Below are 26883 nucleotides of genomic sequence, written 5' to 3'. Positions count from 1 at the left end.
TATTTAATTCAAAAGGCGATTGCACATTCGTTAACCGAAATGCAATCGCCTTAAGTCATTTGTATGCTTTGCCATATTTTTCACCTCCTGCGACACAAAGCATACCACAGAAGAGAGAGGAAGTCCACGAAGGATTTTTACAATCGTCCGTGTCTTTTCATAACTTTTTCGGCCGCAATCTCTTCGATGTACTCTTCATAGTAATCATCATACTCACCGCTGGCAATGAGATTTTGTTTCTCGATGCTGACGGCAAGTTTAAAGAGCATGTCCGACACTCTGTCCACATGATGCTCTATGGTACAGTCCACAGCCTGAACTAAAATCTTATTTATGTTGTCACTGTTTGCTTCATAATGCAGCTTGGTAAGGTACTCATTGATAGCCTTGTTGCAGAGATCACTCTCGCTTTTAAAGCCGAGCAGCTTAACATAATTTTTGATTTCAGTTCGTACCGCAGGCGGCACATTGAATGTCATCTTTTCTCTTTTCATAGTAAATTTCACCTTCCTTTTATAGATTTACATATGCATTCCCATGCCATGATCCCGTCGATATTCTTTTGTTCTTTCCTTGGAGTCGACAATTGATTTCGTGAAGCCTTCCTCAATGTCTTTCTGTATTGACTGCTCAAACATTTTACAGAGACTGAATATGATGTTACCAAAGACAGGGGATGCATCAATTTTATTTGTGTAAACATTTCCTTCCCTGTTATCTTTTAATGCAGATTTAAGCACAGCATTTTGCAGACGCTTTTCGAAGTTTTTGCTCTTCTCAAGGGCATCAAAACTTTTTTCGGGATGCTTGCGATAGTATCTTTGATTTGCAAGCTGCAGCTGACACCACTGACGATATAGTTCTTGCAGGTTATCATCCTTGCAGACAACTTTTACAACCGCATCGACCTTTTCCTTTTGCTCATGAGAAATGAATTTATAATTTCTCTTGCGGGAGTACCCATCGAGAGCAAATTTTAGCTCATTGAAGGTGTGGGCAAATTCATCATTTGCTCCGCCAATGTCAACTTTAAACCCACTGACTTTCTCCTTGACTTCATCAATAATTTTATCTCGGAGCGTTTGTTTTTCATCGTAGAGCTGTTTGAGTTCGTCCTTGAAAATAGTTTTTGTAAACATCGCACGCAGGTCGTTACAACTTTTTTTTGGAGAGATATTCGCTGCCAGGGTTCTTGTTATAGACAATCATATGTATATGAGGGTGGTGACCTTCATCGTGATATGCTCCGTACCAAACCAAATCCTTTGCCGGAATATTATAGGCTTCTGCAATTTCAAACTGCTTTGAACGAATCAAATTCCTCCATGCATCTGCGTTGTTGTATCCAAGTCTATCCGCATCTTCTCGTCTCAAAGATACGATAGGCAACCACACAGTTCCGTGATGATTTAGTATTTCACACCTTGCCTTGTTCAGATTAACATCGTCCTTACTACCGAAGAGACCATGCTCTCCGATCTTTTCAATACGAGGTCTGGTCGCAATATAATTAAGATTAATTTCAACCTTTTTCGTATTGATGCTCTTGTCAACTCTCTCACGCTTTGCCATGTAGTTTATATAATCTCCACCGACAGCTTTGCCGCAGGAAACATACGGCGATTTAAATACAACTTTACTCATTTTATCACTATCCTTTCTCAAAATATCGTTAAATACCATTAATACCTGTATATGCACCAATTTCAAGGCTCAACCGTGCGGAAAATCCGCATTTCAGCACCAAACCATCACCAGCAGATGCACTTTTGTAAACTCTCCGCAGGGCTTAGCACGGCGATGTGAGCCTGCTTGGGGCGAATAGCGCACCAAGCTTTATCCTGCTTCTTTTAAAATCCCTCGCCTCGCCGTTTCGGGGCGCCCCATCAGGTGTTTTCTCGTACCTTCGTTTGTTAGTTCAAATCGATTTTAAGGGCTGACTATGCGGTTTATATGGCGGATACGAGGGGCTAACTTTTCAGGGTGGTGTAACTACCTTACCCCGAATAGTTATATGTCGAACACCCCTGCTTAACCCCTTGTCAAACGCATAGAATCGAATTTAAGGTCTCAAACCAATTTGTCACACGATGAATTACGAGGTTATCTTTCTTGGGTAGGGTAAATACCTTACCCAAGAATTTTCTTCTCATAATTCTCTGTCACAGTCGTTCTCATTTTGCCGAAAATCAAAAACCTCTTTTCTTTGATTAATGTGAAATAAATTTTAATACGGGGTAGAGGCAATTCTTGGAACAAAAACAATTTCTATGCAGACTCTCTTGGATGCTTTTTGTCATATTCTTCGAGCATCCTTTTAGCATTTTCAAGAGCTAAGTCTTGCTGAAATTTTTTCATCTGTTGCTGATGGAAATATTCAACCGCATCCTGTATAGGACGAATTGTATATTTTAGATTTCCATTTTGCTTCTTACCGTTTTTCAAAATTACTTCTGTCGGCTCCGTATAGATAAGACACTTATCTTCAAGCTCCCTTACATATTTAGCGACGGTAGTTTTGCTTGCAATGTTAAGAGCCTTACCAATAGTTTTGTAACTCGGATAGCACTGATAAGTTTTTCTGTCCTCAATATAGACGAGATAAAAATATATCAGTCGAGCAAGTGGACTTATATCAAGCTGCATAATGGAATTGGGAAGTATAAAACAATTCCCGAATTTGTTTTGCTGATTATATAAATATCTCATCGCCATCCTCCTTTCGGAAGAGGTCAGCAGATACATTATCTCCGTATTCCATTCGGACAATTTCATCTGCCGTATAACGCAATGCATTATATAGAGCAGTTACGATATATGGAACAGGACTTCTGACTTGAATTTCAACCTTGCCGTCAACAATTTTCCTCGGCATATTATTATCGACATAGACGATATGCTCGTAGCTGATATTTTCTAATTGCCTGCGAACAATTTCACGGGGAATAATTTCGCCGCCAACCAAAATCGATTCTGAATTAAACATAATCTCAATAGCCGATTCATAATTCTTTTTTGTCAGACCTTCGAGTTCATATGTTTCTGCACGATCCTTCAAATCTTCTATTGATGATTGATGGTTATTAACAAAATAATTAATATTTTTATTTATATATTTATTGCAGTCGTCTTGTACACCACCTCGTTCTTCAGATACACCGGGAGATGAGTCATCAGGAATACTGTCGGTAGTGTTTTCTGTAACCTCATCATCTTCATCGGTGGTTTTTACACACACCACATAGAGATTTGATGCAGCACCTCCGGACTTTTTCTCTCGGTTCTCTTTTGTAATTATTCCGTATTCAATTAGATTCTTAATTCCATTCTTTGCCTTTGATAAACTCATTCCGGTTTCTCTTGCGATGGTTTCGTAAGAGGGGTAGCAGGATGAGTTGCATCCTGATAGTTTCATCAGGTAACAAAGGATACGAAATTCATATACATCAAGTCTTGAGTCGTTAATAAATTCGTTAGGGATTATTGTGAAGTTTCCATTTAGTTTCATTAAAGTTTTCCTCCTTAAATTCAAATAAAAAAACACAGAGTAGAAAATTTACTCTGTGCTTTGAAATTGATATTGAATTTAGGGTGAGGGTTCAAATCTTTCAAAAATACTGTTGACAGTAACAAATTTGTCCTCGAAAAATTTTGAACTTAAAACCTCTAAAAACCGCATAAAAAAGCGAGATGACACTACTGACAGTAATATCATCTCGCTATTATGGCGGAGAAGGAGGGATTCGAACCCTCGCGCCGGTTAATTCCGACCTAACGGTTTAGCAAACCGTCCCCTTCGGCCTACTTGGGTACTTCTCCGAATATATAAATTAAATATTTAGCTGTTTGAAACAAAGTGGCGGAGAGGGTGAGATTCGAACTCACGGCTCTTGCGAGTCACTGGTTTTCAAGACCAGCTCCTTAAACCACTCGGACACCTCTCCGTGTCAACGAATAATAGTATACCATAAAGTTTTTAAAAAGTCAACTGTTTTTTTGAAAAGTTTTAACTATAAATTTAAAAGAGTCCGATTCGAAAACCGGACTCTCTTAGACATAATTTCAAGATTAGATAATGCCCTGTGCAAGCATTGCTTTTGCAATCTTTAAGAAACCTGCAATGTTTGCACCTGCAACCAGGTCATAACCCAAACCGCATTCTTCAGCAGCTTCCATAGAAACCTTATGGATGTTGGACATAATGCCCTTAAGTTTTTCGTCAACTTCTTCAGCAGACCAGTTGTAACGCATGGAGTTCTGTGCCATTTCGAGTGCAGAAACTGCAACACCACCGGCATTAACTGCTTTGGAAGGCCCTACAACCAAGCCTTTTTCACGCAGGAATGCCATTGCATCTGCAGTTGTGGGCATGTTTGCAACTTCAATATAGTATTTTGTGCCGTTTGCAAAAATCTTTTCAGCTTCAGCCATGTTGATTTCGTTCTGGGTAGCGCAAGGCATGCAGATGTCAACCTTAACACCCCAGGGCTTTTCTTTTGCATGGAATTCACAACCGAATTTTTCTGCATAATCCTGTGCACGGTCACGACCGGATGCACGCATTTCAAGCATGTAATCAAACTTTTCTTGGGTGGTTACACCGTCGGGATCGTATACATAACCGTCAGGACCGGAAATGGTAACAACCTTGCCACCAAGTTCTGCAACCTTCATGCAAACACCCCATGCAACGTTACCGAAGCCGGAAATTGCAACGGTTTTACCTTCAATGGTATCACCAAAATGTTTTAAAACTTCTGCAGCATAGTATGTAGCGCCGTAGCCTGTTGCTTCGGGACGAATCAAAGATCCGCCGTATTCTAAGCCTTTACCGGTCAGAACACCGTTTTCCCAGCAACCTTTGATTCTCTTGTACTGACCATAGAGATAACCAATTTCTCTTGCGCCAACACCGATATCACCTGCAGGAACGTCCACATCAGGACCGATATGACGGTAAAGTTCAGTCATAAATGCCTGGCAGAAACGCATGATTTCGCCATCAGACTTACCTCTGGGGTCAAAGTCAGAACCACCCTTACCACCGCCGATGGGAAGGCTTGTTAAGCTGTTTTTGAACATCTGTTCGAAGCCTAAGAACTTAATAATACCGGAATAAACAGACGGATGGAAGCGCAAGCCGCCTTTGTAAGGTCCGATTGCGGAGTTAAACTGAACTCTGAAACCGCGGTTAACCTGAACAGCACCGTTATCGTCTACCCAGGATACTCTGAAAGAAATCATTCTTTCGGGTTCAACAATTCTTTCGATTAAGCCGGTTTTTTCATACTCAGGATGCTGTTCAATTACAGTTTCCAGAGATTCCAGCACTTCGGTTACAGCCTGATGGAATTCAGGTTCACCGGGATTACGTTTTACAACGTCTTCCATGACTTTTGCGAGATACGCATTTTTAATGCTCATACTATTTTCCTCCATTTCTTTTCATAAGAAACTCTATTCCTTATACAATGTAAATATTATACCACTATTGATTTTTACTGTCAATAGTTTTTTTGCAAGTTTTAAACTTAAAAATTTCATTTTAAGGGCCACAATAATGCATTATTTGATTCATTTTTGACATCAAAACTTAAATATGAAAGAAAAGTTGCATCCGACACAAAGTCGGATGCAATTGTCTTATTTGAAATACTTAACAGCCGAGCGGAACATACCCATTTCAAAAGTACCTTCCACATTTTTATAAAGACCGTCGCCAATACGTTCAGAATGACCCATTTTGCCGATAACGCGACCGTCGGGCGAAGTGATACCTTCAACTGCGCAAACGGAGTTGTTGGGGTTAAAATGAATGTCTGCTGTGGGATTGCCTTTTAAGTCCACATACTGGGTTGCAACCTGACCGTTTTCAGCAAGCTTTTTCACCAATTCCACGTCAGCCAGGAATTTACCTTCGCCATGCGAAATCGGAACGGTGTAGATATCCCCTACCTTTGTTTCACAAAGCCACGGAGACATATTAGAAGCAATTCTGGTACGAACCAGTCTGGACTGGTGACGACCGATGGTATTATAGGTAAGTGTCGGGCAATTTTCATCGGTATCGATAATTTCACCATACGGCACTAAGCCAAGCTTTATCAATGCCTGGAAACCGTTACAGATACCTGCCATCAAACCGTCTCTGTTTTTGAGTAATTCATGAACCTCTTCCTTAATCAATGCATTACGGAAGAAGGCTGTAATAAACTTACCCGAGCCATCCGGCTCGTCACCGCCCGAAAAACCGCCGGGAACAAAGATGATCTGGCTTTCACGGATTTTTTCTGCAAAATATTTTGCAGAATCCGCAATCCCCTGCGCCGAAAGGTTGTTGATTACAATGATTTCAGGAGCTGCGCCTGCAGTAGACAATGCTTTCGCTGTGTCATATTCGCAGTTTGTGCCCGGAAATACCGGAATTAAAACTCTGGGCTTTGCAAATTTGGTCGCAGAGGTTTTCCAGCTTGTTGCCGCATTGGAGAAGGTAGGAATTTCATCCTGCATCTGCTCAATATTACAGCTATATACAGATTCAAGTTTATTTTCATAAATATTCTGCAAATCTGCAATTGCAAGCTCGGTTATTCCGTTCGAGATAACCGCTTTTTCTGTGGTGTAACCTAAAACAGTACCGATTTCTGTGTTGTCTGCAAGTTCAACGACAAAAGAACCGTATGCATAATCAAAAATACCATCTGCCGTGTTGAATGTGAAGCCGATACCGTTACCCAAAGCCATTTTCAGTACAGCTTCAGCCGCACCGCCATAACCTAAGGTGTAGCAAGCAAGAACTTTACCTTCACGAACAAGCTTTGCAACCGTATCAAACAATGCAATTTGGCTTTCCTTCGTAGGCAATCCGTTTTCATATTCAGGCTTAAGCCATACAACCTTATGATTTACTCCTTTGAATTCAGGAGAAACGATGTTCTGAATTTTATCTGTGGTTACAGCAAAGGAAACCAGCGTGGGCGGAACATCAATATCTTCAAAAGAACCGCTCATGGAGTCTTTACCCCCTATAGATGCAATCTCAAAGTCTTTCTGTGCTTTGAATGCACCAAGGAGAGCCGCCAAAGGCTTACCCCAACGAGCTGCATCCTTTTTCGGCTTTTCAAAATATTCCTGGAATGTTAAATATACATCTTTAAATTCAGCACCGGTCGCAATCAGCTTTGCAACAGATTCAACAACCGCAAGGTATGCACCGTGATACGGACTCTTTTCAGAAATAAAAGGATTATAGCCCCAGGACATCAGCGAGCAGGTATCGGTGTGTTTGGATTCAACCGCAACTTTGTGTACCATCGCCTGAATCGGTGTCTGCTGGTATTTGCCGCCAAAGGGCATTAAAACGGTGTTTGCACCGATGGTAGAGTCGAAGCGTTCGGAAAGACCACGCTTGGAACAAACATTCAAATCCCCTGCCAAAGCTTCCATATCCTTCTTAAAATCACCGGATGTTTCTTTTGCAAAAGCTTCAATCTTTGCAGGTGCAATATCAATATGCTTTTCAGCACCATTGGAATTTAAAAATTCTCTGGAAAGATTTACAATGTTTTTGCCGTTCCAGTGCATAACAAGTCTTGGTTCTGCTTTAACGGTTGCAATAACGGTTGCTTCCAGGTTTTCAGCATAAGCTAATTCTTTAAAGCGTTCCACATCTTTGGCTTCAACCACAACTGCCATTCTTTCCTGGGATTCAGAAATAGCAAGTTCGGTACCATCTAAGCCTTCGTATTTCTTAGGTACTGCATTCAAGTCAATTTCAAGGCCGTCAGCCAGTTCACCGACTGCAACAGAAACACCGCCTGCACCAAAGTCGTTGCAACGCTTGATAAGCTGAGATGCTTCCTTGTTACGGAACAATCTTTGCAATTTTCTTTCTTCGGGCGCGTTACCTTTCTGCACCTCGGAACCACACTGCTCCAGAGAAGAAAGGGTGTGGGATTTGGATGAGCCGGTTGCACCGCCACAGCCATCTCTGCCTGTTCTACCGCCCAAAAGAATAACAATATCGCCATCCTCGGGACGTTCGCGACGTACATTTTCCTGGGGCGCAGCAGCAATAACTGCACCGATTTCCATACGTTTTGCCACATAGCCGTCATGATAGATTTCATCCACCTGACCGGTTGCCAGACCAATCTGGTTACCGTAAGAGCTGTAGCCGTTTGCTGCAGTCGTAACAATTTTTCTCTGAGGCAGTTTACCTTCTAAGGTTTCGGAAACCGGCTTTAACGGATCTGCCGCACCGGTTACACGCATTGCAGCATACACATAAGAACGACCGGAAAGCGGGTCACGGATTGCACCGCCGATACAGGTTGCCGCACCGCCAAAGGGTTCGATTTCTGTCGGATGATTGTGGGTTTCGTTTTTGAAGAGCAACAGCCAGTCCTGCTCCTCCCCTTCCACATTCACCTTGATTTTAACAGTACATGCATTAATTTCTTCCGATTCATCCAAGTGCGGAAGCTTGCCGTTCTTCGCAAGATATTTTGTGGAAATGGTTGCAATATCCATAAGGTTAATCGGCTTCGTTCTGCCAATTGCATCACGGGTTGCAAGATATTCGTCATACGCGTCCTGCAAAAGCTTGTCCTCAAACTTTACAGAATCGATGGTTGTTAAGAAGGTGGTGTGACGGCAATGGTCAGACCAGTATGTATCAATCATACGGATTTCGGTGATGGTAGGATCTCTCTTTTCAGAAACAAAATATTCCTGACAGAAAGCAATGTCATCGATATCCATTGCAAGGCCGTACTGATTAATAAAGTCTGCGAGCTCATCACGGGAAAGGTTGATAAACCCGTCTAAGGTTTCTACCGTTTCAGGAATATCATAAACCGTTTTTAAGGTTTCGACCGTGTCTAAAGAAGCTTCTCTGCTTTCTACGGGGTTAATGACATATTTTTTGATTTCCGCAAGCTCTGAATCGGAAAAATCACCTTTTAATACATACACCTTTGCGGTGCGCACCAAGGGCTTTTCACCCTGGGAAATAATCTGGATACACTGTGCCGCAGAATCTGCTCGCTGGTCGAACTGACCGGGAAGGGATTCAACTGCAAACACAGTTGCACCATCTGTGTTTTCCAGGGTTTCTGTCGCAATATCCAACTGCGGTTCAGAAAATACAGTATTTTTTGCATATTCAAACAAGTCTTTGTCGATGTTTTCCACATCATAGCGATTAAGCAAACGAACCTCAGAAAGCTTAATTCCTAAAAAAGAAATAATGTCTTTTTTCAGAGATTCGGCTTCGTTGGCAAGACCTGCTTTTTTTTCAACGTAAACTCTGTATACCAAGTTTTATGCCTCCTTTGCTTTTAATGCACGTTGTCCGATATCATTTCTGTAGAAGGCATTCTCGAAGGAAACGTTTTTCACTTCCGCATATGCCTTGTCAATTGCGTTTTCCAATGTATCCGCTGTTGCGGTTACACCTAAAACTCTGCCTCCTGCAGTAAGCATTTTGCCGTCCTCAAGCTTTGCACCTGCCACAAACAGATTGCCTTTAAACGCATCAGACACCTTGATTTCAAATCCGCTTTCGTACTTTTGCGGATAGCCGGCAGATGCCATTACCACACAGCAAGCAGAGCCATTGGAGAATTTTACATCAACTTCAGAAAGTCTTACCTCTGCAACCGCCTGCATGATTTCAAACAAATCAGATTCCAAAAGAGGCAAAACAACCTGCGTTTCAGGGTCACCAAAACGGCAGTTGTACTCGATAACCTTAGGACCCTTTTCGGTCAGCATCAGACCAAAGTAAAGACATCCTTTAAAGGTTCTTCCCTCTTTGTTCATTGCATCCATAGTGGGCATAAAAATAGTATCCATACAAACCTTTGCAATATCTTCTGTGTAATACGGATTGGGTGCAATTGTGCCCATACCACCGGTATTTAAACCTTTGTCATTGTCGAGCGCACGCTTGTGATCCATAGAGGAAACCATAGGTACTAATGTTTTGCCGTCTGTAAATGCTAAAACAGAAACCTCTGGGCCTGTTAAAAATTCTTCTACTACAATGTTGTTACCGCTCTCACCGAAGATTTTATCTTCCATCATGGATTTTACGGCATTCATGGCATCTTCCCGTGTTTCTGCAATCACAACACCTTTACCGAGTGCTAAACCGTCTGCCTTGATAACAGTCGGAATGGGTGCAGTTTTCAAATATTTAAGAGCTGCATCCATTTCAGAGAACACTTCATACTGTGCAGTAGGAATGTTGTATTTCTTCATCAAGTTTTTAGAGAACACTTTACTGCCCTCGATAATTGCTGCGTTTGCTTTAGGTCCAAAGCATTTTACGCCAACCGCTTCTAAAGCATCAACCATACCAAGTACCAACGGATCATCGGGTGCAACAACAGCAAATTCAATCTTGTTTTCTTTTGCAAAAGCCACTGCACCATCGATATCCTTTGCACCGATTGCAACACACTCAGCATCTGCCGCAATACCGCCGTTACCCGGAAGGGCAAAGATTTTATCAATCTTACTGCTTTCTTTTAACTTTTTAATAATGGTATGCTCGCGACCGCCGCCGCCAATAACCATAACCTGCATAAAAACAGTCCTTTCGTAATGTATTAATGGTGGAACAGACGCATATGGGTAAATGCCATCACAATGCCGTGCTTGTTACAGCAGTCAATTACCACATCGTCACGGATAGAGCCACCGGGTTCTGCAATGTAAGACACACCGCTCTTTGCCACACGTTCGATGTTATCATCAAACGGGAAGAAGGCATCAGAGCCAACAGAAACACCTTTAATAGAAGCAAGATATGCCTTCTTTTCTTCACGGGTTAACGGCTCAGGCTGAACCTTAAAATATTTCTGCCAAACACCGTCGCCGATTACATCTTCGTAATCATCAGAGATGTACACGTCAATGCAGTTGTCTCTGTCCGGACGACCCATGGTATCTAAGAAAGGCAGGTTTAAAACCTTATCATACTGACGCAAGTGCCAGTTATCTGCCTTACTGCCTGCAAGTCTTGTGCAGTGAATTCTGGACTGCTGACCTGCACCAACACCGATTGCCTGACCATCAACCGCATAGCAAACCGAGTTGGACTGGGTATATTTCAAAGTGATAAGCGCAATAATCAAATCTCTCTTTGCACTATCAGGTAAATTTTTGTTTTCTGTAACCAAGTCAGAAAGCAGAGCTTCGTTAATTTCAAAATTGTTTCTGCCCTGCTGGAAGGTAATACCATACACCTGCTTCTTTTCAATTGCATCAGGAACAAAATCCGGGTCAATCTGTACGATGTTGTAGTTACCTTTTCTTTTTCCTTTTAAGATTTCCAAAGCTTCAGGTTCATAGCCGGGCGCAATAATACCGTCGGAAACCTCACGTGCAATCAGCTTTGCGGTTGTAACGTCGCATACATCCGAAAGGGCAATCCAGTCACCAAAAGAGCTCATACGGTCTGTGCCTCTTGCTCTTGCATATGCACATGCAAGCTTTGAATCATCTAAACCTTCAATATCATCCACAAAGCATGCTTTTTTCAGCTTTTCCGGGAGCGGAATACCGATTGCCGCAGAGGTGGGGCTTACATGCTTAAAAGATGTTGCTGCAGGTTCACCTAATGCTTCTTTAATTTCTTTTACCAGTTGCCAGCTGTTAAAAGCATCCAAAAAGTTAATGTAACCCGGTTTACCGCACAGAATCGTGATAGGAAGCTCGGTTCCGTCTTCCATGAAAATCTTTGCCGGCTTCTGATTGGGGTTACAGCCGTATTTTAATTCAAATTCTTTCATAACTACAAATCCTTTCGCAATTATTTATTTTTATTTACAATCTTAGATTTCACTTCGCCTGTTTCAAGATCGATAAAACGAACAAACAAGGAAACTTTATTTTCTTCGTTCAATGCTCCCCACAAGCCGGTTGTAAATTCATCAATGCAGTTGGGAATTTCAACCTTTTTGGGTTCGCCTTCAAAAGATGGAAGCGGAGACCCGTCGCCCATATAGGTGTGAATGAAATGCCCTTCACCATTTAACGGATTGCTGTATGTAAAAGTGTGTCTTACACAGGATTCAGGGTTGCCGTCTGCGCTCTTTAAAATGGACATAGCGTAGTTAAAGCCACCCTTGTCGGTTTTGATGATACCTGAAATTCTGGGTGTAAAGTTCGGTGCGTCGTCCTCAAATTCACGGGTTCTCAACGCCTGTTCAAAGGTCTGTTGCTGATTCATCAAGTCGTAAATGGTATCCGTCTGGTCGCCGTTGGTTACAATGGTTTTATTGCCAAGAACACGAACGGGCGCGTAAATGATAAGATGCGGATCCTCAAGCTTAGACGGGTCAAACGCCTGAGTGCGGATACCGTCACCATCTTCAACAAATACGCGGTTACGGCTGTTTACGCTTCTGCCCATGATAAAATACGCTGTAACAGCCTTTTTACCGTCAGCACTTTTTCCGATTACGATACCGCGACCGGGATATGCATTGCTTTTTAATTCTTCATAAATATTTAAAGTTTTCATAGCTTTCCTCCATTTATTTTACTTGTTCATCACAAACCTTTTCCACAGAAAGTGGTAAAATAATCCATTCAGCCTGCTCCATGACACGCTTCTGCAAAATTTCAGGTGTGTCCCCTTCTTCGATGGCAACCGCCTTTTGCATAATAATTTTACCACCGTCCGGAATTTCATTTACAAAGTGCACCGTGGCACCGGTAACTTTTACGCCGTATGACAGTGCCGCTTCATGTACTTTAAGACCGTAAAACCCTTCACCGCAAAAAGACGGAATCAGGGACGGATGTACATTTAAAATGCGATTTGCATATTTCTTTGTAAAATTCTCACTTAAAATACGCATAAAGCCTGCAAGCACGATAATGTCGATTTCGGCATCATCCAAAGCTTTCATCAGTTCCGTTTCAAAATTTTCTTTTAAGGTTGCCGACGGGACAACAAGGCTTTGGATGCTATGATTCTTAGCACGCTCCAGGGCATAAGCACCCTCTTTGTTGGAAATAACCAGTACTATTTCACCGCTTTTAATGATACCACTCTCCTGTGCATCAATTAAAGCCTGTAAATTAGTGCCGCCACCCGAAACAAGGACTGCAATTTTCTTCTTTAGCATAAAACAACACCCTCGTCAGATTCAATAATTTCACCGAGTACGTAAGCGTTTTCACCGTTTGCCTTTAAGATTTCCAATGCTTTATCTGCATTTTCTTTTGCAACCACAACGCTCATGCCGACACCCATGTTAAAGGTATTGAACATATCACGTTCAGGAATATTGCCTGTTTTTGCAATCAAATCAAAAATCGGGAGAATTTTTACTGCAGATTTTTCAATTTTTGCGCTAAAGCCTTTCGGAATGGAGCGCGGTATATTTTCATAGAAACCACCGCCTGTGATATGAGAAACCGCTTTTACTTCTACCGCGTCAAACAACGCAAGCATAGGCTTTACATAAATTTTTGTAGGTGTAAGAAGTGTTTCACCAATAGAAGCACCAAGCTCTGCTACATGGGATTTAATATCGGTATTTTCCACATCAAACACTTTGCGAACCAACGAAAAGCCGTTAGAATGTACGCCACTTGAGGGAAGACCGATAATCACATCGCCTGCTTTGATGGTTTTGTTGTTTAAAACCTTATCTTTGTCTACAACACCCACAGAAAAACCTGCAAGGTCATATTCATCAACAGGATAAAAACCGGGCATTTCGGCTGTTTCGCCGCCAACCAGTGCGGCACCGGACTGTACACAGCCTTCAGCTACACCAGAAACAATCTGGGCGATTTTTTCAGGATAGTTTTTACCAACTGCAATATAGTCTAAGAACAGTAACGGTTTTGCACCGCAGCAAATGATATCGTTTACACACATTGCAACGCAATCAATACCAACCGTGTCATGCTTGTCCATTAAAAATGCCATTTTCAGCTTGGTACCAACACCATCGGTACCGCTGACCAGAACAGGTTTTTGAATCCCTGTTAAATCCATTTCAAACAAACCGCCAAAGCCACCGATATCAGACATAGAGCCTGCTGTCTGTGTTCTTGCGATATGCTGTTTCATCAATTCAACTGCTTTGTAGCCGGCAGTAATATCTACGCCTGCTTCTTTGTAGCTTTCACTAAAACTTTTCATTTTTTAGCCTCCCTTTTCTATATGGAAATTGTATTATTCTTTACCACTCCAGCAATAGGTGCAGAGTTTACACGGTTCCACTCCGATTGCTTCCTGCAACCCCTCTAAGGACTGAAATTCCAACGAAGCAAATTTTAATTTCTCGCAAATAGCTTTTCGCAAGTTTTTACCACGTTCGGTTTTTGCATCGCTGTATTCACTGATATATTTAAAACCTTCTTCTCCTTCAAGTTCCATAATGGTTCGTCTTGCAATCAAATCCATTTCACCGGTACTGTTGGAGAAATTCAAATATTTACAGCTATACATAATCGGTGGACAAGCGGAACGCATGTGTACTGATTTTGCACCGTTGTCATACAGGAAATCAACTGTTTCTTTCAACTGCGTGCCACGAACAATAGAATCATCTACAAACAAAAGATTTTTGCCCTCTATCAGTTCGTGCACCGGGATTTGCTTCATTTTGGCAATCTTAATTCTTTCACTCTGGTGCGAAGGCATAAAGCTACGCGGCCATGTGGGTGTATATTTTATAAATGGTCTTGCAAAAGGTATATGGCTTTCGTTGGCATAGCCGATGGCATGTGGTGTACCCGAGTCCGGCACACCGCTGACATAATCAACATTCTCTGCGTTTTTGTGTTCCTTGTCGGCTCTTGCCATAATTTCGCCATTTCGATATCGCATAGTTTCTACGTTAACGCCTTCATAATTTGAATTGGAAAAGCCGTAGTACGACCAAAGAAAAGAACAGATGCGCATTTCCTTGCCCGGCTTTGCAAGCTGCGTTACCCCATCTAAGGTGATTTCTACAATTTCACCGGGTCCAAGTTCTTTTTCATCGGTGTAGCCAAGCTTTTTATATGCAAAGGATTCAAAGGATACCGCATATCCATCTTCGCTTTTACCAATCATAATCGGAAGTCTGCCCAGCTTGTCCCTTGCCGCAATCAGCTTTCCGCCTTCTTTTAAAATCAAAATAGATGTTGTTCCGTCAATTACGTCCTGCGCAAACTGAATGCCTTCGGTAAAACTATCTTTAAGATTGATAAGTGCCGCCACCAACTCGGTAGAGTTTACGACACCACCGGTCATAACCGTAAAATGACCGCCACGGGCAAGATATTTATCAATTAACTCCTGCGAATTATTGATTCTGCCGATGAAAACGATAGCATATGTCCCGATATTTGATTTAATTAATAGAGGTTGCGGGTCGCTATCACTGATAATTCCGATTGCAGAGTTACCTTTCATTTCCTCAAAAACTTTATCAAACTTTGTTCTGAAAGGTGAATTTTCGATGTTATGAATATCTCTTTGTAAGCCACGCTCATTATCCCAAGCTGCAATACCGCCACGTCTTGTGCCTAAATGCGAGTGGTAGTCTGTACCAAAAAACACATCGGCAATGGCATCATGCTTACTGATTGTTCCAAAAAAACCGCCCATATTTCCCTCCGATCCTGTTGTAAGAATTAATTATGCGTTATACTTGTCTTCGATTGCTTTGTTCTTTTCAAGAACCGTTTTTGTAGATGCTTTTCTTTGAGCATCCAATTTTTCAGCCAGCACTTTGTCTTCCACACTTAAAATCTGTGCCGCAAGCAGTGCTGCGTTTTGTGCGCCGTCAATGGCAACGGTTGCAACCGGAATACCGCCGGGCATCTGAACGGTGGAAAGTAATGCATCCAAGCCGTCCAAGGTAGAAGATTTTACGGGAATACCGATTACAGGCAAGGTTGTGTTTGCCGCAATCGCACCTGCAAGGTGTGCAGCTTTACCCGCTGCGGCTATAATTGCACCAAATCCGTTTTCTCTTGCATTTTCAGAAAATGCTTTAGCTTCAAGCGGTGTACGGTGCGCAGAATATACATGCACTTCAAAAGGAATTTCTAAATCTTTCAGTGTTGTGATTGCCTTTTCAACTACCGGCAAATCGCTGTCGCTTCCCATGATAATTCCAACTTTTTTCATTTTCATTTCCTCCATTTGCTAAATTTTCCCTGCACAAATTTAAAAAAGGGCGGACTTATCCGCATAAAACGGATAAGGCTGCCCAGACGGTCGACAATTGAACCTTCTTGCTCCCCCGTGGTTTTCCCCACAAATCCGTCAGTTGCAAGAATGATTTATCCTATGAGTTCACATAGTAACACTCACTACATTATTATAATATATTTTTCATAAAAAGTCAACGAACTTTTGTCAAAAAAAGAGATTTTTTATAAAAAAGAAACACAAAGATATCATCTTTGTGTTTGCATTTTCTTAAGATATACAGAAAGGGGTAAAACAAGTGTTCCTAAAACCAGGTTTCCGATGCCGTGTGTGATGTCCATACGAAGTCCTGCAATCACCCACGCAACCATTTCCTCAAACGAAAGCCCGAAAAGAAGAGCCTGCGCCGGTGCATACAAGATACCGAACAAAAATCCGTGCAGTGCACAAATTAACGGATAAACAACCCGCGCAAACTGCGGGCGTATATTGGGCGGAAGCAACATTGTTGCGCCCCACAACACCGTCCACACATAAAGATACGGCAACCACCATGCGGAAAAGCCGCCAAACAAGCCTTCCAGGAAAATATAAAGGTAAATCGGAACAAGCGCTTTGCTTCGGAAAGCAACCGTGTAAGTCATGGTCAATACACCGACAAGATGAATGTTCGCAAGGGGTGCGAGAACAACTCTGGAGCAAAACATCAGCCCTGCAAGCATGGAAAACAAAACCATCTCACGGATTGAAAGACAAAATTTATTGTTTCTCATAAACAACCTTATACTTTGCACCACTTTGTATTAATGTTTCGTCCGCACCGGTCGTCATATATTCTCCATCCTGATAAAAGCCCCAGTATGCACCATTTTTATCATAGTCTGCCAGAATACCGTTCACCTTTTTAATATAAAGGCCATAAGGACCATCGTCCCCGTCTACAAGTTTGTGTTCAGCAAGCGCTTCACCCAAAAATTCGGCGTTGGTTTTGATGGTAAACACAACAGATTTTCCTTCTGCTTCCACTTCCAGTTCAAATTTCTTATTGCCTTTTCCAAAGCTTTGGTCTTCGGTATACGTTGCATCTTCCCATACAGAAGCTTCTTCACCCTTGTCAGTGCAAGCCAGCAACGTAAGCATCAACAAGACACACAACGCAACCGAAAGATATCTTTTTATTTTCATAAACACACGCTCCTCCTTTTTAATAAAAACCATGTCTTTATTATTCCATAAATAACCAATTTAATACTTTGCGCTTAAAGTATAACACAGAAATAAAGAAAGTGCAAGTCTAAAACGGCCTGCACTTAAAAAATCATACACCACTATAAGCAGAAAAACCGCCGTCAACAGGAATGATAACACCATTTACAAAGCCGGATGCTTCATTGGAAACAAGATATAAAAGTGTACCAATAAGTTCCTGTTTTTCGCCGAATCTGTCCACGGGAGTCTGAGACAAAATTTTCTTGGAGCGGTCAGTAAAGTTTCCGTCTGCATCCATCAGAAGCGCTCTGTTCTGTTCGGTCACAAAGAAACCGGGTGCAATTGCGTTTACACGGATTTTAGACTTGGAAAAATGCACCGCAAGCCACTGGGTAAAGTTGGAAATTGCAGCCTTAGCACCGCTGTATGCCGGGATTTTTGTTAAAGGCGTAAACGCATTCATGGAAGATACGTTTACAATAACACCATCACGGTTAATCATATCCAGCGCAAAAGCCTGCGTGGTTAAAAGGGTACCCATGAAGTTTAAGTCAAACACGAAGCGAACACCTGCTTCATCTAAATCAAAGAAGGTTTTTACATCTTCCTTATCAAGGTCTTCAGCATCGAAGTATTCTTTATCGGTTGTGCCTTTGGGATTGTTGCCACCTGCACCATTGATTAAGATGTCACAAGGACCAAATACTTCGTTTACGGTTTTCTTTGCAGCATCTAAGCTATCCTTGGAAAGCACGTTCGCCGCAACACCGATAGCAGTGCCTCCGTCCGCTGTGATTTCAGAAGCCACTTCCTTTGCTTTTTCTTCATTCAAGTCAAGGATTGCAATTTTTGCACCCTGGGTTGCAAGTGCTTTCGCGAATTCACCACAAAGCACACCGCCACCACCGGTTACTACTACAACCTTGTCCTTAATATCAATATTAAAAGGAACTTTATACATATTGAAACTCCTTACATTTTAAAATAGTTTTTCGCATTGTTAAAGCAGATATCCTGCACAATTTGCTTTAAAGTATCCCAATCTGCCGGAAACTCCCCGTTTTCTACCCAGTTGCCTAAGATGTTACAGAGAATGCGTCTGAAATACTCGTGACGCGGATACGAAAGGAAGCTTCGCGAGTCTGTAAGCATACCGACAAAAGCTGCAAGACAACCAAGATTTGCCAGATCCTGCATCTGCTGTTCCATGCCGTCTTTGTGATCATTAAACCACCATGCAGAACCAAACTGAATTTTACCGCGGATACCGTCACCCTGGAAGTTGCCAAGCATGGTACCGAGAACAAAATTGTCCTTGGGATTTAATGTGTAAAGAATGGTCTTAGGTAACAAATCATCGGTTGCAAGCGCATCTAACAGTCTGGAAAGTTTTTTTGCCACTTCCAGGTCATGAATAGAATCGTAACCGGTATCGGGACCTAATTTATTAAACATTCTTGTGTTGTTGTTACGCATTGCACCAATATGTAACTGCATCACAAATTCGCGTTTTGCATATTCCTTACCGAAGAACAGCATCAGAACGGTTTTATAAAGCTCTACTTCCTTTTCGGAAACCGCTTCTCCGTTTAATGCTTTTTTCAAAATTACATCCGCTTCCGCTTCCGTGCCAGGCACATTCGGAATGGTCTCGAATGCATGGTCGGAAATTTTAGAGCCCGCCAGAGCAAATCTGTCCAAAGCAAGACTAAGAACCGTCTTCAGGTCTTCAAATGATTGAATCTCTTTGTCATAGGAAGCACCCAAAGTTTTGATGTAATCTGCAAAGGTCGTTTTTTCAATATTAACTGCGTTATCCGGACGGAAGGTCGGAACAACGCGCGTTTTAAAGCTGTCATCTTTCTGAAGCAGGAAATGATATTCCAAAGAATCAGCCGGGTCATCGGTGGTACCGATGCAGTCAACATTTGACTGTTCAATCAGCTTTCTGGCAGAGAAACCGCCCTCATTAATCTTCTTGTTTGCTTTTTCCCAGATTTCCGGAGCATTCTTTTCGTTCAGCACCAAATCAATATCGAAAAAGCGCTGTAATTCCAGATGCGACCAATGGTAAAGCGGATTACCGATGGCATACTGGACAGCTTTAGCGTAAGCCATAAACTTATCGTAATCCGATCCGTTACCGGTACAGAGTTCTTCCGGCACACCGCTGGAGCGCATAAAGCGCCACTTGTAATGATCGCCGTACAGCCAGATTTCGGTAATATTGGTATAGGTTTTGTCTTCATAAATTTCTTTTGGAGACAAATGGCAATGATAATCAAAAATCGGCATTTCCTTTGCGTATTCGTGATAGAGCTTTTGTGCCGTTTCGGTCTGCAAAAGGAAATTATCGTCTAAAAAATTTTTCATACTTATTTACCTGCCTTTTCAAGAGCTTCCCAAATACCATAGGTATACATTGCGCCCAATGCTCTGTCATAAAGACCGTAGCCGGGTCTGCCAGTTTCATCCCAAATCATTCTGCCGTGGTCGGGACGAATATAACCGTCAAAGCCGCTGTCTTTCAGTGCTTTCACGATTGCAACCATATCCAGCGAACCATTCTTCGAAGGATGTGCAGATTCTTCAAAGTCAAGATTACCGGTAATCTTGATATTTCTAAGATGTGCAAACGGAATTCTGCCCGAAAGCATATGAATCATATCGCACAAATCATTATCGGGATTTACGCCCAAAGAACCGGTACAGAAAGTTACACCGTTAGAGGGGCTGTCCACCAACGAAATGAAACGCTTTAAATTTTCTTTGTTGGTGATTACACGCGGCAGACCAAAGATACCCCACGGCGGATCATCCGGATGGATTGCCATTTTGATATCATTCTGTTCTGCAACAGGAATAATCTGCTTCAAGAAATTCTCTAGATTTTTCCAGAGCTGTTCTTCATCAATGCTTTCGTACTGCTTCAAAAGATTCTGCAATTCGTCTTTGGAATAGCTTTCATCCCATCCGGGCAAAGAAAGCTCTTTTTTTGCAGGGTCCATGGAAAGCACGGTTTTGTGGTCATATGCCAACGCGTTCGATCCGTCTGCGAGATTGCGGGACAAATCACTTCTTAACCAGTCGAACACAGGCATAAAGTTATAGCAGATAACCTTAACACCTGCTTCGCCCAAACGACGAATGTTTTCACAATAATTATCAATGTATTTCTGTGCATTGGGTGCACCAAGCTTGATGTCTTCATGCACGGGAACACTCTCAACCACTTCAAACTCCAAGCCCTTATCGTTTGCCTGTTTTTTGAGTGCTGCAATATCTTCTCTCGACCACACTTCGCCAACCTTGCAGGAATACACGGCGGAAACAACGCCGGAAATTACCGGAATCTGGCGAATGTGGTCTAAGGTTACGGGATCATCTGTACCGTACCAGCGAAAAGTCATTTTCATATTTTTTCCTCCTTAAAGCTCCACTTCTTCCCCATTTTTAGATGCACTCTCATAGAATGCGAACAATAAACGGAAGGTGGGTTCAGCTTCCGAAAGGCTCATGCCTTCGTTGCCATTTTCATAAAAAGCGGAAATCAAACGGCTGTGACCGTTGCCCCAGTATGATTTGCCGACCACATCCATACTGTCATCCGCAACAATTTCGGGACGCTTTCCTTTTTCGATTTTATAAAGAAAATTGTCAGCGTAACGGAAGGTTACGTTTTCAAAATCCACTTCCAGATTATAGGAACTGTCTGTGCTGTAGGCATTTGTTCCATAGAAGCAACCGCGATGGCCGTTGTTTAAAAAGATAATTGCCTCAGCTGTATCCTCTACCTCGATGCAATCTGCAAGAACTTTGGTAGACATGGTGCCCTTAACCGATTTCGCACCGCCCGAGAGCCAACTTAAAAGGTCTAATGTGTGGACCGCCTGGTTAATCATAAGCCCACCGCCTTCGGTGTCCCATTTGCCGCGCCATGCATCCATAGCATAGTACTCTTTTGTTCTGTGCCATACCAAAAAAGCCTTGATACCCAAAAATGCACCGTTTTCTTCACTGGTTAAAGCTTCTTTCAAAGCAACTACAGACGGATTTGTGCGGTTCTGGAAGCAAACCGCAAGCTTTCCGGGATGCTTTTGCTCGGTTTCCTTCAAGCGGTCAAGCTGTTCATTGGAAATGCTGACCGGTTTTTCTAAGAAAACAAATTTACCTTTTTCCAAGGCACTGATTGCCATATCGGTATGCAGATAATGCGGTGTACAAATGTGCACCGCATCAATACCTGTATCCTCAAGCACTTCCGCATAATCATAATAAACTTTTTCTATATTGTATTTCTCAGCAAGTTTGTCTGCGCGTTCATGGTTGATATCACAAACTGCAACTAAACTTGCGTTTTCTGTCTTTTGCAATGCTTCGGCATGATTGCCACTGATGGCACCGCAACCGACAATACAAACACGTTTCATGTTCAGCAGAATCCTTTCTTCGTCAAATATTCATAGCTGATTTTAAAGCGATAGACTGAATCAATAGGTGCCTTCTAAGTTCTGTGCTTTCGCTTCTACTGCCTTTTTAGGTTTTGAGGTTGCAATTTTTTCCTGCAGTTTTGCATAGAAATCGTCATGCGGGAAGTTCTTTACATCTGCCCAGTCATCAATCCATGTGCTGTAGTGCATTGCATTGGAAATGGTAAGACCGTTAATGCCTTCTAAACCGGGAGAAAGAAGCTTTTCACCCTTCAGAATTGCATTGGTAACGTTTTTCAATACACCGTTATGCTGTTCACCGCTGCCTGGTTTAACCGGGATTTCACAGGTCCAGCATTCAGGCAAACCAAAGGGAGATTCATTTGTCTTATTAAATTCTCTTTCAGAAATATAGTTACGCTTAAAGGTCATTTTGCCGTTTTCAATGATAACAACACCCATGTCGCCGGTAACCTCAAGACGGTTTACGCCGGGTGCTTCACCGGTAGATGTAATGTATACGCCGGTTGCGCCGTTTTCATATTCCATAAAAGCTGTAACATCGTCTTCAACTTCAATATCATAGTATTTACCAAAGGAAACAAAAGAACGGATTTTGCTGGGCATACCGAACATCCACTGCCAAAGGTCTAACTGATGGGGGTTCTGGTTAATCAGAGTTCCGCCGCCTTCAAGCTTCCAGTTCGAGCGCCAGGTTGCACTGTCATGATATGCCTGAGAACGATACCAGGTTGTAATAATCCAGTTAATTCTCTTGATTTTACCTAAGTCGCCGCGCTGAATCATTTCACGCAGCTTCTGATACATAGGGTTTGTTCTCTGGTTGAACATAATTGCAAAAAGCTTGTTGCTCTTTTTTGCAGCTTCGTTCATTTCAAGCACCTGTTTAGTGTATACACCTGCAGGCTTTTCGGAAATAACATGCAAATCATGTTCCAATGCTGAAATAACCAGTTTCGGATGATCATAATGCGGAGTTGCAACAATTACGAGGTCGCAAAGACCGCTTTCATATAAATCTTCTGCCTTATCAAACGTTGCAACACCGGGATAAGCCGTCTTTGCGTGATCCAATCTTGCGGGATTGATGTCGCATACCGCAGCAAGCTCCAATCCTGGGATATCCCCTTTCCATACTCTGTCAGCATGGGAAGTACCCATACTGCCAAGACCAACAATACCAAATCTTACCTTTTCCATGTTTACGCACCAACCTTATCTAAAATTTTCTTAAGCGACTGATAAGCTAAAACAAACTTTTTACCGTCGCTGGCTTCTAATTTAAGCATTGTGTCATCCTGCTCTAAAGCTGCAAGACCTTCAAATTTACCCAAGTGCGGTTCTAAGCACGCAAAGCCTTCATAGCCTTGTGCCAGAAGCACTTCAAACACTTTATCAATATCACCGATGCCCATACCGGCAGGAACAATCTGACCGTCAGCGGTGCAATCTTTGATATGCATATATGTAATATAAGGCTTTAACATTTCAATGGCATCCGGAAAAACCTTCTGTCCGCACTGAATAAAGTTTGCCGGGTCAAACACACCGCTCAGCGCAGGAGATTTAACGGTTTCAAAAATATCCTTGCAACGGGACGCGATATCACCGTAAATGCCTTTTTCATTTTCGTGCAGAAGAACAACCCCTTCAGCTTCAGCAATATCAACCATCATTTGCATTCTCTTCATTACTTCATCTCTGTAGTTTGCAGGATCTTCGTCCTTCGGCATAAAGAAGCTGAAAATACGGATATATTTCGTGCCGAGTTTTTTTGCAATAGTGATGGTTCTTTTTAATTTTTCAAGATGTGGTTCAATGGGATCGGTAATTTCGATTTTACCGATAGGCGAACCAAGGCAGGCAACCTTAATGTTTGCTTTTTTCATTTTTTCCAACAAAACATCAGCCTGTTCATCTGTAAGATCTGAAATATTTGTGCCGTCTACACCGCGCGGATCAAAATAAGAGATGCCGAGCTCGTTTAAAAGCGCAAACTGCTCATCGATAGCCGGATTGATTTCGTCAGAAAACCCGGTAATTTTGACATGCTTGTACATAAGAATCCTCCTCATATATTTTATTACATACATTATAATACAAAAAAAATAAACTTTCAATAAAAATATTGTCAAAAACATTGCAAATCTTGTTGTTTTGTGTTAAAATAATGATGGGAGGGATGATTGTGGATAAAAACTTTTGCATTTACAAGACAAAACAAGTGTATTATGCACGTTCTTTAACCGAAAAACCAAACCCGGAATTTCACAACCCTCACATTCATATTCAGAAGGAAATTTATATTTTTCTGAAAGGGAATGTGGAATATGTTATTGAAGGCACAGTATATAAGCCTGAACCAAACGACATTCTGATTATCAATGACGGTGAACAGCATTATGTCCGTTTTCTCGGTACAGAAGATTATGAACGCATTGTTATCAACATACGTCCCGAATTTTTCAATCAAAAAGAAATGCAGTATATCCAGGATTTTTTTGATGAAATCAAAACAAAAAAGGATTACCTGATTCCCAGCTACTCTTCTCATAACGAAGGCATCCCCGAGGTTTTAATGCGTCTGGAAAAATATGCAAACAGCGAACAAACTGATTTGCCAGTCACCTGCGCTCTGCTTGAATTTTTGCATCTGCTTACGAAAGCAAAGCGGTCAAATCTTGCACATAGAGGCAACAAAATCGTAGCCGAAACCATCTCTTACATCAATAACAATTTGCAAAATCCTATCTCATTGGATGACCTTGCAAAAAATTGCTACATTTCAAAGTATTATCTATGCAAATTATTTAAAGAATACACCGGCTTCACATTGAACAATTACATCATAAACAAACGTATTTTAAAAGTGCGTGAGCTGTGTCAGCAAGGTATGAGTATTACAGAAGCTGTTTCACTTTCCGGTTTTTCGAACTATTCCAATTTTTACAGAGCATATACAGTATACCGTGGACACTCCCCGAAGGATGATCTGAAAACCGGCAAAAAAACGAAAAATTTTCGTAAGTAAATCCCTTGATTTTCCGTTTCTTTTTCTGTATAATGGTTTACAGCAAAAGGAGCGGATATTTTTATGGATAAAATCAATTACAATGCACCTGACTACAAACGGTCACGCGTCGCCTATATGTCGCAGTGTACATTTGAATATTTCACTTCTCTGCTGGTTGCAGATGCGTTTTTGGCAAAGCTTTTAAAGCACATCGGCGTCAGCGATGCTTTAACCGGTGTCATTTCGTCCATCGTTTCCCTGGCTTTTATTTTTCAGCTTTTGTCCATATGGGCAGTAAAAATAAAAATCAGCACAAAAAAGCTTGTAATTATTACAGACACAACCAGTCAGGTTTTCTTTATGCTTTTGTATCTGATTCCGTTTTTGCCCGATACGTTCAATCCCATTAAACCTCTTCTGGTCACCCTGGGAATTTTAATTGCATATTTTGCAAAATGTCTGGTTTTTTCTATTGCGTTTAAATGGGGTAATTCGTTTGTAGACCCCGGCGTCCGTGCTTATTTTTCAGCAAAAAAGGAAATTGTTTCCTTGATATCGGGCATCGCCTTTACATTGATTATAGGGGCAATAACAGACGGATTCGAAGAACGAGGAAATTTAGAAGGCGGTTTTTTATTCATCTCTATCATTCTTCTTGTTGTAAATATTTCAAATTTTGTTTCATTTATGTTGATTAAAAAAGAACGCGAAGATATGCACGATGCGGATAATCTGCCTTTAAAAAAAGTTTTTAAGGAAACCATGGGTAACAAAAACTTCCGTAGCATTATATATCTGACTATTCTGTTTGACTCCGCCAGATATATTCTTTTGGGTTATATTGGATTATTTAAAAACGACTTACTCCCCTCTTTGTTATTTGTACAGGTTGTGAATATGCTGGGTAATTTCGCAAGAATGGGCGTTTCGATGCCTTTTGGTCGCTTCTCGGATAAAAAAAGCTTTGCAAAGGGCTTTGAACTTGGACTGTGGATTTTAGCGGTTGCCTATCTTTGTATTACATTTACTACCAAAACCACTTGGTGGCTGATTATCGGTTATACTGTTTTAATGAATATATCTACTGCAGGCACCAACGCAAATTCATTTAATATTACTTACAGCTATGTACCCTCTGCCTATATTACACAGGCAATGGCATTCAAAAACAGCATCGGAGGCATTTGCGGGTTTCTTGCTTCTTTAGTAGCAAGCCGTATTGTAAGTGTCGCAGGTGCAGACAACTACATCCGTTTATTCGGATTCGAGCTTTTCAGCCAACAAATTCTGGCTATTATCGGCTTTGTATTAATCTGCATTGCAATTTTGTTTTTGCGTAAGGTTATCGCAAAACAAACGGTTATGAAACAGTAAAGGAGTCGCTATGATTATAAAAACAGCTGCACAAATGCGCGAAATGGATCAGATTGCCATTGAAGAATACGGCATTCCCTCTTTAGATCTTATGGAAAATGCTGCAACAACGGTTTTACATGTCATTTTGGAAAATTACCCATCTGCCAAACGCATTGTTATCCTTTGCGGATACGGAAACAATGGCGGTGATGGCATTGCGCTTGCAAGATTGTTACACGAAAAGAGTGTTACGGTTTTTCCTTATCTTTTTGGAGAAAAGGACAACTTGAGCAAAGATGCATCAGCCATGTATATGAAAATGCAGGCATGCGGATTGGATTTTCTTTCCTTTGACGGTACTTTCCCGGAATGTGACCTGATTGTTGATGCAATTTTCGGTGTAGGCCTTGCACGTCCGATTGAGGGAAATTTTAAAGCTGTCATAACGCATGCTAATCAGACAAATGTTCCCGTTGTCGCGTGTGATATTCCTTCGGGCATTTCGGCGGATACGGGCGAAATATTAGGTTGCGCTATAAAGGCTACCCAAACCGTAACCTTTAGTTGCTTAAAGCCCGGTCTTCTGAAAAACGCCGGTAAAACATACAGCGGGGAAATTACTGTAACCGATATCGGAATCCCTGAAGAACTTAAAACAGCAGAGGTTTAACACCTCT

General features: G+C 41.7%; 25 protein-coding genes and 2 tRNA genes. 3 read left to right on the top strand and 24 right to left on the bottom strand.

All coding sequences use genetic code 11. From position 1 onward, the window contains the following. Nucleotides 1-137: 137 nt before the first annotated feature. The 24 genes from IJE10_03365 to IJE10_03250 form a co-directional block, all read right to left on the bottom strand. A complete protein-coding gene (locus IJE10_03365; protein ID MBQ2967146.1) occupies nt 138-494 on the bottom strand; it encodes a hypothetical protein in 357 nt (118 codons plus the stop codon). A 27-nt stretch (nt 495-521) separates the two neighbouring features. Next, entirely contained in the window at nt 522-1139 is a 618-nt protein-coding gene (locus IJE10_03360; GenBank protein ID MBQ2967145.1) for a hypothetical protein, read from the bottom strand. Between the two features lie 13 nt (nt 1140-1152). Beyond that, nucleotides 1153-1644, bottom strand: a complete 492-nt coding sequence (locus IJE10_03355; protein ID MBQ2967144.1) for a hypothetical protein — start codon at nt 1642-1644, stop codon at nt 1153-1155. A gap of 624 nt (nt 1645-2268) precedes the next feature. Next, a complete protein-coding gene (locus tag IJE10_03350) occupies nt 2269-2709 on the bottom strand; it encodes a helix-turn-helix domain-containing protein (protein MBQ2967143.1) in 441 nt (146 codons plus the stop codon). Next, nucleotides 2693-3508: a helix-turn-helix domain-containing protein gene (locus IJE10_03345; protein MBQ2967142.1), complete on the bottom strand. Its 816-nt coding sequence runs from the start codon at nt 3506-3508 to the stop codon at nt 2693-2695. Before IJE10_03345 ends, IJE10_03350 begins: the two co-directional genes overlap by 17 nt. Nucleotides 3509-3725: 217 nt before the next feature. Continuing rightward, nucleotides 3726-3819, bottom strand: a tRNA-Ser gene (locus IJE10_03340). A gap of 38 nt (nt 3820-3857) precedes the next feature. Continuing rightward, nucleotides 3858-3944 (bottom strand) — tRNA-Ser (locus IJE10_03335). A gap of 124 nt (nt 3945-4068) precedes the next feature. Continuing rightward, nucleotides 4069-5424: an NADP-specific glutamate dehydrogenase gene (gene gdhA, locus IJE10_03330; protein MBQ2967141.1), complete on the bottom strand. Its 1356-nt coding sequence runs from the start codon at nt 5422-5424 to the stop codon at nt 4069-4071. A gap of 219 nt (nt 5425-5643) precedes the next feature. Then, on the bottom strand, nt 5644-9321 hold the full coding sequence (locus IJE10_03325; GenBank protein ID MBQ2967140.1) for a phosphoribosylformylglycinamidine synthase: 3678 nt from the start codon (nt 9319-9321) through the stop codon (nt 5644-5646). A gap of 3 nt (nt 9322-9324) precedes the next feature. After that, nucleotides 9325-10593, bottom strand: a complete 1269-nt coding sequence (gene purD, locus IJE10_03320; GenBank protein MBQ2967139.1) for a phosphoribosylamine--glycine ligase — start codon at nt 10591-10593, stop codon at nt 9325-9327. A 23-nt stretch (nt 10594-10616) separates the two neighbouring features. Then, nucleotides 10617-11801 carry a phosphoribosylaminoimidazolecarboxamide formyltransferase gene (locus tag IJE10_03315; protein ID MBQ2967138.1) on the bottom strand — a complete coding sequence of 395 codons (1185 nt, stop codon included), beginning with the start codon at nt 11799-11801 and terminating at the stop codon, nt 10617-10619. Nucleotides 11802-11821: 20 nt separating this feature from the next. After that, complete coding sequence (locus IJE10_03310) at nt 11822-12535, bottom strand: IMP cyclohydrolase (protein ID MBQ2967137.1); 714 nt, start codon at nt 12533-12535, stop codon at nt 11822-11824. A 13-nt stretch (nt 12536-12548) separates the two neighbouring features. Then, nucleotides 12549-13145 (bottom strand): phosphoribosylglycinamide formyltransferase, encoded by a 597-nt coding sequence (locus tag IJE10_03305; GenBank protein ID MBQ2967136.1) that lies wholly within the window; start codon nt 13143-13145, stop codon nt 12549-12551. Then, a complete protein-coding gene (locus IJE10_03300) occupies nt 13139-14173 on the bottom strand; it encodes a phosphoribosylformylglycinamidine cyclo-ligase (GenBank protein ID MBQ2967135.1) in 1035 nt (344 codons plus the stop codon). The genes IJE10_03305 and IJE10_03300 overlap by 7 nt, the downstream gene beginning before the upstream one ends. Nucleotides 14174-14206: 33 nt before the next feature. Further along, nucleotides 14207-15628: an amidophosphoribosyltransferase gene (locus tag IJE10_03295; GenBank protein ID MBQ2967134.1), complete on the bottom strand. Its 1422-nt coding sequence runs from the start codon at nt 15626-15628 to the stop codon at nt 14207-14209. Between the two features lie 30 nt (nt 15629-15658). Further along, complete coding sequence (gene purE, locus IJE10_03290; protein ID MBQ2967133.1) at nt 15659-16153, bottom strand: 5-(carboxyamino)imidazole ribonucleotide mutase; 495 nt, start codon at nt 16151-16153, stop codon at nt 15659-15661. A 272-nt stretch (nt 16154-16425) separates the two neighbouring features. After that, nucleotides 16426-16950, bottom strand: coding sequence for a hypothetical protein (locus IJE10_03285; protein MBQ2967132.1), 525 nt, complete (start codon nt 16948-16950; stop codon nt 16426-16428). Continuing rightward, on the bottom strand, nt 16937-17362 hold the full coding sequence (locus IJE10_03280; GenBank protein ID MBQ2967131.1) for a DUF4430 domain-containing protein: 426 nt from the start codon (nt 17360-17362) through the stop codon (nt 16937-16939). Before IJE10_03280 ends, IJE10_03285 begins: the two co-directional genes overlap by 14 nt. A gap of 133 nt (nt 17363-17495) precedes the next feature. Beyond that, nucleotides 17496-18347 (bottom strand): SDR family oxidoreductase, encoded by an 852-nt coding sequence (locus IJE10_03275; GenBank protein ID MBQ2967130.1) that lies wholly within the window; start codon nt 18345-18347, stop codon nt 17496-17498. A gap of 11 nt (nt 18348-18358) precedes the next feature. Continuing rightward, nucleotides 18359-19759, bottom strand: a complete 1401-nt coding sequence (gene uxaC, locus IJE10_03270; protein MBQ2967129.1) for a glucuronate isomerase — start codon at nt 19757-19759, stop codon at nt 18359-18361. A gap of 2 nt (nt 19760-19761) precedes the next feature. Continuing rightward, nucleotides 19762-20802, bottom strand: coding sequence for a mannonate dehydratase (gene uxuA / locus IJE10_03265; protein MBQ2967128.1), 1041 nt, complete (start codon nt 20800-20802; stop codon nt 19762-19764). A 12-nt stretch (nt 20803-20814) separates the two neighbouring features. After that, a complete protein-coding gene (locus IJE10_03260; GenBank protein MBQ2967127.1) occupies nt 20815-21816 on the bottom strand; it encodes a Gfo/Idh/MocA family oxidoreductase in 1002 nt (333 codons plus the stop codon). A 60-nt stretch (nt 21817-21876) separates the two neighbouring features. Next, a complete protein-coding gene (locus IJE10_03255) occupies nt 21877-23037 on the bottom strand; it encodes a Gfo/Idh/MocA family oxidoreductase (protein ID MBQ2967126.1) in 1161 nt (386 codons plus the stop codon). A gap of 2 nt (nt 23038-23039) precedes the next feature. Next, complete coding sequence (locus tag IJE10_03250) at nt 23040-23897, bottom strand: sugar phosphate isomerase/epimerase (protein MBQ2967125.1); 858 nt, start codon at nt 23895-23897, stop codon at nt 23040-23042. Nucleotides 23898-24025: 128 nt separating this feature from the next. Here IJE10_03250 and IJE10_03245 point away from each other — a divergent pair, with 128 nt between their 5' ends. The 3 genes from IJE10_03245 to IJE10_03235 all read left to right on the top strand — a co-directional run bounded on the left by IJE10_03245 (nt 24026) and on the right by IJE10_03235 (nt 26876). Further along, a complete protein-coding gene (locus tag IJE10_03245; GenBank protein ID MBQ2967124.1) occupies nt 24026-24868 on the top strand; it encodes a helix-turn-helix transcriptional regulator in 843 nt (280 codons plus the stop codon). 63 nt (nt 24869-24931) lie between these two features. After that, nucleotides 24932-26224: a hypothetical protein gene (locus tag IJE10_03240; GenBank protein MBQ2967123.1), complete on the top strand. Its 1293-nt coding sequence runs from the start codon at nt 24932-24934 to the stop codon at nt 26222-26224. 10 nt (nt 26225-26234) lie between these two features. Next, nucleotides 26235-26876 carry an NAD(P)H-hydrate epimerase gene (locus IJE10_03235; GenBank protein MBQ2967122.1) on the top strand — a complete coding sequence of 214 codons (642 nt, stop codon included), beginning with the start codon at nt 26235-26237 and terminating at the stop codon, nt 26874-26876. Nucleotides 26877-26883: the final 7 nt, after the last annotated feature.

It is taken from the genome of Clostridia bacterium, from assembly GCA_017410375.1.
In the GTDB taxonomy this organism is placed as follows: Bacteria; Bacillota; Clostridia; order RGIG6154; family RGIG6154; genus RGIG6154.
The sequence above is the reverse complement of the archived record's forward strand: the minus strand, read 5'-3'. Positions and strand labels throughout refer to the sequence as shown.

What these genes read in the sequence shown, in the direction of transcription:
- IJE10_03365 (MBQ2967146.1), bottom strand. Translation starts at nt 494, where the DNA reads ATGAAAAGAGAAAAGATGACATTCAATGTGCCGCCTGCGGTACGAACT.
- IJE10_03360 (MBQ2967145.1), bottom strand. Translation starts at nt 1,139, where the DNA reads ATGTTTACAAAAACTATTTTCAAGGACGAACTCAAACAGCTCTACGAT.
- IJE10_03355 (MBQ2967144.1), bottom strand. Translation starts at nt 1,644, where the DNA reads ATGAGTAAAGTTGTATTTAAATCGCCGTATGTTTCCTGCGGCAAAGCT.
- IJE10_03350 (MBQ2967143.1), bottom strand. Translation starts at nt 2,709, where the DNA reads ATGAGATATTTATATAATCAGCAAAACAAATTCGGGAATTGTTTTATA.
- IJE10_03345 (MBQ2967142.1), bottom strand. Translation starts at nt 3,508, where the DNA reads ATGAAACTAAATGGAAACTTCACAATAATCCCTAACGAATTTATTAAC.
- gdhA (MBQ2967141.1), bottom strand. Translation starts at nt 5,424, where the DNA reads ATGAGCATTAAAAATGCGTATCTCGCAAAAGTCATGGAAGACGTTGTA.
- purD (MBQ2967139.1), bottom strand. Translation starts at nt 10,593, where the DNA reads ATGCAGGTTATGGTTATTGGCGGCGGCGGTCGCGAGCATACCATTATT.
- IJE10_03315 (MBQ2967138.1), bottom strand. Translation starts at nt 11,801, where the DNA reads ATGAAAGAATTTGAATTAAAATACGGCTGTAACCCCAATCAGAAGCCG.
- IJE10_03310 (MBQ2967137.1), bottom strand. Translation starts at nt 12,535, where the DNA reads ATGAAAACTTTAAATATTTATGAAGAATTAAAAAGCAATGCATATCCC.
- IJE10_03305 (MBQ2967136.1), bottom strand. Translation starts at nt 13,145, where the DNA reads ATGCTAAAGAAGAAAATTGCAGTCCTTGTTTCGGGTGGCGGCACTAAT.
- IJE10_03300 (MBQ2967135.1), bottom strand. Translation starts at nt 14,173, where the DNA reads ATGAAAAGTTTTAGTGAAAGCTACAAAGAAGCAGGCGTAGATATTACT.
- IJE10_03295 (MBQ2967134.1), bottom strand. Translation starts at nt 15,628, where the DNA reads ATGGGCGGTTTTTTTGGAACAATCAGTAAGCATGATGCCATTGCCGAT.
- purE (MBQ2967133.1), bottom strand. Translation starts at nt 16,153, where the DNA reads ATGAAAAAAGTTGGAATTATCATGGGAAGCGACAGCGATTTGCCGGTA.
- IJE10_03285 (MBQ2967132.1), bottom strand. Translation starts at nt 16,950, where the DNA reads ATGAGAAACAATAAATTTTGTCTTTCAATCCGTGAGATGGTTTTGTTT.
- IJE10_03280 (MBQ2967131.1), bottom strand. Translation starts at nt 17,362, where the DNA reads ATGAAAATAAAAAGATATCTTTCGGTTGCGTTGTGTGTCTTGTTGATG.
- IJE10_03275 (MBQ2967130.1), bottom strand. Translation starts at nt 18,347, where the DNA reads ATGTATAAAGTTCCTTTTAATATTGATATTAAGGACAAGGTTGTAGTA.
- uxaC (MBQ2967129.1), bottom strand. Translation starts at nt 19,759, where the DNA reads ATGAAAAATTTTTTAGACGATAATTTCCTTTTGCAGACCGAAACGGCA.
- uxuA (MBQ2967128.1), bottom strand. Translation starts at nt 20,802, where the DNA reads ATGAAAATGACTTTTCGCTGGTACGGTACAGATGATCCCGTAACCTTA.
- IJE10_03260 (MBQ2967127.1), bottom strand. Translation starts at nt 21,816, where the DNA reads ATGAAACGTGTTTGTATTGTCGGTTGCGGTGCCATCAGTGGCAATCAT.
- IJE10_03255 (MBQ2967126.1), bottom strand. Translation starts at nt 23,037, where the DNA reads ATGGAAAAGGTAAGATTTGGTATTGTTGGTCTTGGCAGTATGGGTACT.
- IJE10_03250 (MBQ2967125.1), bottom strand. Translation starts at nt 23,897, where the DNA reads ATGTACAAGCATGTCAAAATTACCGGGTTTTCTGACGAAATCAATCCG.
- IJE10_03240 (MBQ2967123.1), top strand. Translation starts at nt 24,932, where the DNA reads ATGGATAAAATCAATTACAATGCACCTGACTACAAACGGTCACGCGTC.
- IJE10_03235 (MBQ2967122.1), top strand. Translation starts at nt 26,235, where the DNA reads ATGATTATAAAAACAGCTGCACAAATGCGCGAAATGGATCAGATTGCC.